We start from the raw sequence: 6,560 nt of genomic DNA on the forward strand, positions 1-6,560 counted from the left end.
AGGAGCAAAGCAATGATTATTAATGACCTGAACTATTTGGAAGATGCCACCCAAGAAATCGTTGGTGGTCGTGGCACCAACATGAACAGCAACTACACGGTAACCAAGACCGTTACAGCTAGCGTTAGCGAAACCATCACCAAGACTTTAGACACCAACTTGGCTGGTTTAGAAGGAAACGTTGCTCAAGTGATTGCCACCGCTGATGCTCGTGAAGGTAACATCACCTTCACCAGTATCATCGCTGGTGCTCAAACCGAAGCTGACAGTTCTGAGTCTTTCGTTCAAATTGTTGCTGCTACCAAGTAATCGGTGCCACAGGATTAGTTTAAAGCTAAACCTAAATACCAAAGCCGGCAAGAGTGAGTAGGAAAACCCACACCGAGAGCAATTGTTTGTTGGGCGATCTTTTACTCTACTCTGCCTAGCAATAGATGATACAACTGGCTGAAAGCTTTACTTATAAACAGCTTTCAGCTCTGTTTTTAATTTTATATGTACTGTCTGATAGCATCTCTAAATAGGTCATTTATTAAGCGTTTTGTCTGTTTGGCAAACTTCACAAAATCCTCATAATCCTTAGCATAAAATTGAAGATTTAATCGTTGCATACTGCCAAATTGTTGTTATAATTGCACTATGGTAACACAAGGATGAAAAAATCCAAAAAAAAACGTGATGCCATGCTCAACCACTACAACTGAAGGTATGGGGTGGCAGCAAAAAGTCTGTCTAGAAATGGTGCGGAAAATCAACCGTTCGGGAAAGCTTCGCGAACAAGGTTGGAAGGTACCAAAGTAGCCGTAAAGCCTAGAAATGGGTGGAGGCAGGTAAGGCGTTTTGACTGCGCTTTCATCTTGAGTAAAATCAAGTCGAAATAAAGTGAAGCGACGTGGTTTCAAACCGTCGCGTAACAACGTCTCAAAATCAGGGTTTTTCAAAGCCCCCAGAAGTCAATCAGATTGGAAACTTGACAAACTTTAGGAGATCTAACGATATGCCTATCCAAATAGGAATTGATGGCAACAATATATTAACTGGACTGGAAGGAAACTTGAATCCCACTATCTCTACATCAACAGGGAGCAGGATAATGGGAACTGATGGAGACGACAGATTAACCGTACCTGGAGGAAACTCTAATCTTAGAGGCTACACCATCCTGGGTATTGGTGGCAGCGACGTTATGCTTGGTGGCGGCGGCAGAGACAGAATTGTAGCGGGATCAGGCAGTTCCAAACTGGATGGGGGCGACGGCGATGACCAGCTGTATGGTAGCTTCGGCAATGACACCCTGATTGGGGGCAACGGCAATGATATACTCTTTGGCGACTTCGGCGATGACTACCTGGATGGGGGCAACGGCAATGACCGCTTATTTGCGGGCTTTGGCGACGATCTAATGTTTGGCGGCGACGGCAACGATACAATGGATGGCAGCGTCGGCAGTGAAGTGATGTTTGGGGGCGCGGGTAATGACGTTCTTACTGGAGGTACTAACGGAGATCCCAAGAACGGTGAGATTTTCTTTAGGGACTATCTCGTTGGGGGTAGCGGCAGTGATAATCTGGATGGATTTGGCGGTGGTACAGGAAACACTGAGAGAGATGAATTAATTGGTGGTGGTGCGGTTGCAGCTGACGGTAGTGTCACAAGTATTGCTGGCGATGGCGTCAGAGACACATTTGTACTTGGGAATTCGAGTGGCGTTTATTACGCTGGCGGTGGGGTGAATGACTACGCTATTATTTTCGACTTCGAGGCTGGTATAGATCGGCTCCGGTTAAAGGATTTTGGGCCAGGGTTGCCGGTGCTGGGTTATACATTATCGCGGACTAGCGATACGACCAACGATGGTGTTACTGATACAGATTTGTTTGCTCAATTCTCCAATGGTTCTAAAGAATTAATTGCTGTTTTTAATGGCTCATTCAGCTTTTCCTCTGCAATTCTTGATTTCGTCTAAGAGTTTTTCAACCCAATACAGTTCAGTTAGGCTGGAATGGGATACACTGTAGGGGCGCGGCATCAGGAAGATTTTCTGCCTGTGGAAAAGATTTTCGATGCGGTGCCCCTACTGCTTAAAAATAATCAAATGCCCGGAGCGCCAAAGCGCCAAAATACTTGGGTTTTTCGATTGGTATACCATGAAAGAACGTCTAAAATTGCTGAAAAACAAGGAGTTAGGATAGTTCACAATAGCTGCCATCAAGGCTGAGGTTGAATTCTAGGAATAATTCTGTTCGAGAACGCCATTATAGCCATGAATACCGAAAACATTTCAGAATCTAACATTGAATCTCTGCTCGAAATCGCGGTGCAGAAGCATCAGTCAGGTGAATGGGATGAAGCCGAATCCCTATACAAACAGATATTAACACTTCTTCAAAGCGAATTAGCAAACCAATATCACCCGATAGCGCTGGGTAATTTAGCAAATATATTTGAAAAACAGGGCAAGTTAGACGCAGCGGTAGAGTATTACCAACAAGCTTTAAAGCTGAAACCTGACTCGGCTGAAGTTAATTACAATTTAGGAAATGTTCTGTACCAACAGGGCAAGTTAGATGCAGCCGTAGAGTGCTACCAGCAAGCTTTAAAAATTAAACCAGAAATTGCTCAGGCTCATAACAATTTGGGAAATGTCTTCCTGCAACAGGGCAAGTTGGATGCAGCCATAGAATCATACCAGCAAGCATTAAAGCTGAAACCTGACTATGCGCAGGCTCATCATAATTTGGGAAATGTCTTCCTGCAACAGGGCAAGTTAGATGCAGCCGTAGAATCATACCAGCAAGCATTAAACATTCAACCAAACTATGCGGCTTATCACAATTTGGGAAATGCACTCAAGCTACAAGGAAAGTTAGAGGCAGCGATAAAGTCCTACCAGCAATCTATCAGCCTCAACCCTAACTATGTCGAAGTTCATCAGAACTTGGGAAATACACTCTACGAACAGGGCAAGTTAGAAGCAGCCATAGAATCATACCAGCAAGCCTTAAGGCTCAATCCTGACTTTGCTCCAGCTAAATTTGGCATTGTCATCGGTCAACTGCCGATTATTTATTCAAGTTTTGAAGAAATAAATATCAAGCGAAATAACTATCAACAACGTCTTGAAGATTTAGCGCAAAGCTATAAGCTGACAAACCCCAAAGCTCTAGAAAAGGCAGTGGATGCTGTAGGTTCGTTACAGCCTTTTTATTTAGCTTATCAAGGTGGCAACGATCGAGATTTGCAGCAAATTTATGGGGAAACGATCGTTCAGATACTGTCGAGTCGCTATCCCCAATACAGCCAGCCTATTGCTCTGCCAGATTTAAAAGAAAATGAGAAAATTCGGGTAGGTTTTGTTTCGGGATTTTTTAGCAATCATTCTAATTGGTTAATTCCCATTAAGGGTTGGGTGGAAAACCTGGATAAAAATAAATTTGAATTATATGGTTATTACACAGGCTTAAAACAGGATAGAGAAACAGCCAAGGCAGCTCAAGCTTTTGGCAAATTTGTCCAAGGAAACCTGTCGGTAGAACAATGGTGTGAAGCGATCGCACAAGATAAGCTACACATCCTGATTTTTCCGGAATTCGGGATGGACCCGATGACAATTAAGTTGGGTTGTTTAAGACTAGCTTTGATTCAAATCACATCTTGGGGACACCCAAATACGAGTGGACTCCCGACGATTGATTTTTACTTGAGCAGTGACTTAATGGAACCAGAAAATGCTCAAGAACACTATACAGAAAAGTTAGTCAGATTGCCGAATTTATCGATTTATTACACGCCGTTGGCAATTCAACCGCAAGCAATCGGCAAAAAAGAAATTGGCATCGCCGAGGATGAAATCATGTTCTGGTGCTGTCAATCATTATTTAAGTATTTACCTCAACATGATGATGTATTTCCTCAAATTGCCAAGGAATTAGGGAAGTGCAAGTTTGTCTTTATTAAATATGACAAAGGCGAATATGTGACTGAGGTATTCCAGCAGCGTTTAAACCGTGCTTTTCAGGAATATGGGCTGAATTATCAAGAATACTGCATCTTTTTGCCTCGCATGGATGCCAAGACTTTTGCTGGGGTTACAGCAATCGCAGATGTGTTCCTGGATAGCATTGGTTGGTCTGGATGCAATTCTACACTGGAAGCGATCGCACACAATATACCAGTCATGACATTGCCAGGAGACTTGATGCGCGCACGCCATACAATGGCTATCCTCAAAATGATGGGGGTCTCAGAGACGATTGCTTCTAGTAAAGAAGATTATATAAAGATAGCAGTCCGTCTCGGTCAAAATCCTGAATATCGTCAACACATATCCCAGCAAATAGCCGCCAATCAGCACAAGTTATACTGCGATAAAGAATCGGTCAGATCTCTCGAGGCTTTTCTCCAAAATGCCGTCCAGAAAAAATCCGCAGGTAATTTAGATGCAGCGTTAGATTACGAGCAAAAAGCCTCAACAATCAAACCTGACTATGCTGAGGCTCATTACAGCTTAGGAAATGTACTCCTGCAACAGGGCAAGTTCGATGCAGCCGCAATATCTTACCAAAAAGCTTTAACAATCAAACCAGATTTCTTTGAGGTACATAACGATCTGGGAAATGTATTATTCCAACAGAGTAAATTAGACGCAGCCGCAGAATCTTACCAAAAAGCTTTGGCAATCAAACCAGATTTCGCTGAGGCACATAATAATCTGGGAAATGTATTTTTCCAACAGGAAAAATTAGAGGCGGCTGTAGAGTCTTACCAAAAAGCTTTAGAAATACAGCCTAACTTAGTTGACACTGTTTATAATTTGGGACAGGCGCTGGCGAAACAGCTAAAGTTAGAGGCGGCTGTGGAGTGTTACCGCAAAGCTTTAGAAATACAGCCTGACTATGTAGCAGCCAAATTTGGCATTTGTATGAATCAGTTGCCGATTATATATGCAAGTGATTCAGAAGTCAAGAGTAGGCGAGATAATTATCAACAAGAACTGCAAAAATTAGCTAAAAGCTATCAATTAGGAATTCCCCAAGAACTAGAAAAGGCGGCGGATGCTGTAGGGACAATACAGCCTTTTTATCTAGCTTATCAAGGGAAAAACGACCGAGATTTGCAGCAAACTTATGGGGAAACGATCGTTAAAATTATGGCGAATCGTTATCCCCAATGGAGTAAGCCAATTGCTCTCACAGAGTTAAAAGCCAACGAAAAAGTGCGTGTCGGGATTGTTTCAGGTTATTTTCGCCTGCATTCTAATTGGAAAATACCTATTAAAGGTTGGGTAGAAAACCTGGATAGGAGTGAGTTTGAATTATTTGGGTATTACACTAATGCCAAACAGGATCGGGAGACTTTCAAAGCGGCGAAAGTGTTTGACAAATTTATCCAAGGACCACTGCTGCTGGAACAATGGTGTGAATTAATTCAACAAGACAAGTTACACATTCTGATTTTTCCCGAATTTGGGATGAATCCGATGACAGTTAAACTGGGTTGTTTAAGACTGGCTCCGATTCAAATGACATCTTGGGGACACCCGGATACGAGTGGGCTACCAACGATTGACTATTACTTGAGCAGTGACTTAATGGAACCGGAAAATGCTCAAGAACACTATACAGAAAAGTTAGTCAGATTGCCCAATTTATCGATTCATTACACCCCATTGGCAGTGGAAGCGCCAGCAATCGGCAAACAAGCAATTGGCATCGCCGAGGATGAAATTATGTTCTGGTGCTGCCAATCTTTATTTAAGTATTTGCCGCAGGATGATGATGTGTTTCCGCTAATTGCTAAGGAGTTAGGTAAGTGTAAGTTTGTCTTTATTGAAGCGATACAAAGCAAATATATTAATGAAGTATTTCGCCAACGGTTAAGCCGTGCTTTTGAGGCATTCGGACTCAATTATCAAGACCACTGCATCTTTTTGCCTCGGTTAGATTCTAATATGTTCGCAGCGGCTACAGCGATGGCAGATGTGTTCCTGGATAGTCTTGGTTGGTCTGGATGCAATTCTACCCTGGAAGCGATCGCATACAACATTCCAGTCATGACATTGCCAGGAGAATTGATGCGAGGACGCCATACAATGGCTATCCTCAAAATGATGGGCATCTCAGAGACAATCGCTGCAACGAAAGAAGACTATGTGAAAATTGCGGTGCGTCTGGGACAAGATGCTCAATATCGTCAACACATCTCCCAGCAAATTGCCCAGAAAAAGCACCAATTATATGGCGACTTAAAACCTGTTAGAGCCTTAGAGGATTTTCTCTTAAAGCTCGTCAACAAACCCAGGAGATTTGGCGCAACAGAAGTAGCCCAAACTCTCCAATTGGCAGTTCAACATCAACGAGAAAATCGTTTAGCTCTTGCTGAACAACTATATCGTCAAGTACTAGAAAAACAACCTGACCACCCGGAAGCCTTGTACGGACTCGGCATGTTGATGCAACAGATGGGGCAACCCGAAACTGCCCAGCAGTTGCTTGTTGCAGCTTCCCAAGTGCAGCCGGATTCTGTCAAGATTTGGTTCAGTTTGGGCAATTTGCGTCAAG

5 protein-coding genes are annotated in these 6,560 nt (G+C 43.0%); all 5 read left to right on the forward strand.

What is annotated here, in order from left to right; all coding sequences use genetic code 11:
* Positions 1-309 (forward strand): hypothetical protein (locus tag MiSe_RS46900; RefSeq protein ID WP_226593906.1); only part of this gene is annotated, 309 nt, incomplete at its 5' end.
* A 369-nt stretch (positions 310-678) separates the two neighbouring features.
* Entirely contained in the window at positions 679-801 is a 123-nt protein-coding gene (locus tag MiSe_RS51765) for a hypothetical protein (RefSeq protein WP_264197082.1), read from the forward strand.
* A gap of 196 nt (positions 802-997) precedes the next feature.
* Positions 998-1,966 (forward strand): calcium-binding protein, encoded by a 969-nt coding sequence (locus MiSe_RS46905; RefSeq protein ID WP_226593907.1) that lies wholly within the window; start codon positions 998-1,000, stop codon positions 1,964-1,966.
* A 36-nt stretch (positions 1,967-2,002) separates the two neighbouring features.
* The gene (locus MiSe_RS46910; RefSeq protein ID WP_226593909.1) at positions 2,003-2,218 is read left to right on the forward strand and encodes a hypothetical protein; all 216 of its coding nucleotides are present in this window, start codon (positions 2,003-2,005) and stop codon (positions 2,216-2,218) included.
* 45 nt (positions 2,219-2,263) lie between these two features.
* Positions 2,264-6,560 (forward strand): tetratricopeptide repeat protein (locus tag MiSe_RS46915; RefSeq protein ID WP_226593912.1); only part of this gene is annotated, 4,297 nt, incomplete at its 3' end.

The organism is Microseira wollei NIES-4236, assembly GCF_020521235.1.
In the GTDB taxonomy this organism is placed as follows: Bacteria; Cyanobacteriota; Cyanobacteriia; order Cyanobacteriales; family Aerosakkonemataceae; genus Microseira; species Microseira wollei.

Excerpts from the sequence above, each read along its gene's own strand:
- MiSe_RS51765 (WP_264197082.1), top strand. The coding sequence starts at position 679 with ATGCCATGCTCAACCACTACAACTGAAGGTATGGGGTGGCAGCAAAAA.
- MiSe_RS46905 (WP_226593907.1), top strand. The coding sequence starts at position 998 with ATGCCTATCCAAATAGGAATTGATGGCAACAATATATTAACTGGACTG.
- MiSe_RS46910 (WP_226593909.1), top strand. The coding sequence starts at position 2,003 with ATGGGATACACTGTAGGGGCGCGGCATCAGGAAGATTTTCTGCCTGTG.